Below are 1,669 nucleotides of genomic sequence, written 5' to 3' on the forward strand. Positions count from 1 at the left end.
TATAATAGATTTCTATTAAGGTGTCCCATTTAAGAATTTAAGCGTAGGAAAGGGTAAAATAAAAATGAACTGGAAAAAAAGCGGATTATGGATTATTATTTTTTTCATTGTAAAAGGTACGATTTCTACACTTTTAATAGTTACAGGTGCTAAATATTTTGATTTATCATTTATGCAACTTTTCGTACTAATACTGATCTTATTACTGATTTCTCTCATAAGTCGAAAATTGCTGCATAGACATAAACAAAACAAAAAGCAAAAAGAGCTAAATATATAATGAAGCCCCAGAGACCTTTGGATTTCTGGGGTTTTACTATATATTTAGCCTCTTACTATTTGTGGAAAGTAAAACTCCCACCTCAAAATTTAGTCGGGGTACAGAAGTTTGTTGGGAGCAGATTAAAGTTTCACTTTATTTCATAGTGCATGATCTATTTTGATTAATTATCAGGTTTTTATGTATCCTCTAATGACAAGGTTAAATCCTTTCGAATCGGTCAATCACCGTTTTTTTGAATTCACTAAAAGTGGCTGAACCTATGCAGAATAACGATACCATCTCTAGCAAAATAATTAACTATCCCATGCAAGAAAGTTAGGCTAGTTAATTGCATATGTTTTATTGAAGGGATGTGATTGAATTATGGAACGACCGAATTGGGGAATTGGAGGATTAGTATTCGTTGGCTGCATGTTTCTTGGCGGAGGAGTGGGATCTATAGTAGGTGATACTCATGCTGGATGGCTAATAGGGATGGGTGCTGGATTTATTGGGATGGCTTTAACGAGACTGATCAGAAAGTAATATAACGGGGATTCTTCTTCGGGTAAATAAGGAAATATGTATGTAAGTAATTCATGGTATAAGAGCTCTATAAGTAATAGTTAGAAGCTTCTCTTTTCTAAATTTCTCCATACATAGATATGATTCTCAAGTCGGAGGATGGCACCTTAGGGTGTCTTTTTTATGATCTCTAAAAATGTCTTAACATATATAGCCGAGTTAATTCAAATAATCAAGAATAATTGAGCTAACAGTTTTCGTTAAATTGCCATTATCTTTTTTGTAATAGAATAGATTCATTACCGTTTCAGACCGATGTATTCATTCATAACCTAACAGTAAAAGGGGGGATGATTAAAGGCATGGCGATTAATGATGAATTAATTTGTCAACAGTTTGCAAGAATTATCGGCGGCCAAGAAGGATTCGCCGGTGGAAAATGCGTGGCAACAATAAATCGAGATGAAATACAAGCAACAATCTTGGGGAAACGTTTTAGAGTAACAACTTCCTTCTCATTCGAATCACGAGATAATAAAACTGGACGGGCATTATGTCTAGGGCGGGTAGCACTCTTACAAAAGGAAGTCACTGAATTTGTTGCTACGATTATTAAACAAGGAATAATTGTTTCGTCTATACACAATGAGTGGTTATGTGATGATCCAAATTTAATTTACGTTAATATCGAAGACGTTGATGATCCACTAATTTTTGCAAGGAAAGTCAGAAGAGCATTATGCAATTAACCAATTTTTTTAGTTAAATGAGTGATTGTGTTGATTAGAATATTTCAGATTGTTGAATGGTATACTTGGAAAATAGATTTAAGTAGATGGTTTTATAAAATCTCATATATAGCTAAAAAGAGTAACTCTATTT

Annotated in this window: 3 protein-coding genes; all 3 read left to right on the plus strand. The window is 33.4% G+C overall.

Going from position 1 to position 1,669, the window contains the following annotated elements:
- The first annotated feature begins 64 nt into the window (after positions 1 to 64).
- Positions 65 to 280, plus strand: coding sequence for a hypothetical protein (locus tag AB3X49_RS22610; RefSeq protein ID WP_002128058.1), 216 nt, complete (start codon positions 65 to 67; stop codon positions 278 to 280).
- Between the two features lie 366 nt (positions 281 to 646).
- Positions 647 to 808 carry a hypothetical protein gene (locus AB3X49_RS22615; RefSeq protein WP_367964871.1) on the plus strand — a complete coding sequence of 54 codons (162 nt, stop codon included), beginning with the start codon at positions 647 to 649 and terminating at the stop codon, positions 806 to 808.
- 329 nt (positions 809 to 1,137) lie between these two features.
- Entirely contained in the window at positions 1,138 to 1,536 is a 399-nt protein-coding gene (locus AB3X49_RS22620) for a DUF1259 domain-containing protein (protein WP_060749934.1), read from the plus strand.
- The last annotated feature ends 133 nt before the right edge of the window (positions 1,537 to 1,669 follow it).

The sequence above is a fragment of the Bacillus sp. C30 genome (genome assembly GCF_040838255.1).
Lineage (GTDB): Bacteria > Bacillota > Bacilli > Bacillales > Bacillaceae_G > Bacillus_A > Bacillus_A mycoides.

What these genes read in the sequence shown, in the direction of transcription:
- AB3X49_RS22615 (WP_367964871.1), top strand. Translation starts at nt 647, where the DNA reads ATGGAACGACCGAATTGGGGAATTGGAGGATTAGTATTCGTTGGCTGC.
- AB3X49_RS22610 (WP_002128058.1), top strand. Translation starts at nt 65, where the DNA reads ATGAACTGGAAAAAAAGCGGATTATGGATTATTATTTTTTTCATTGTA.
- AB3X49_RS22620 (WP_060749934.1), top strand. Translation starts at nt 1,138, where the DNA reads ATGATTAAAGGCATGGCGATTAATGATGAATTAATTTGTCAACAGTTT.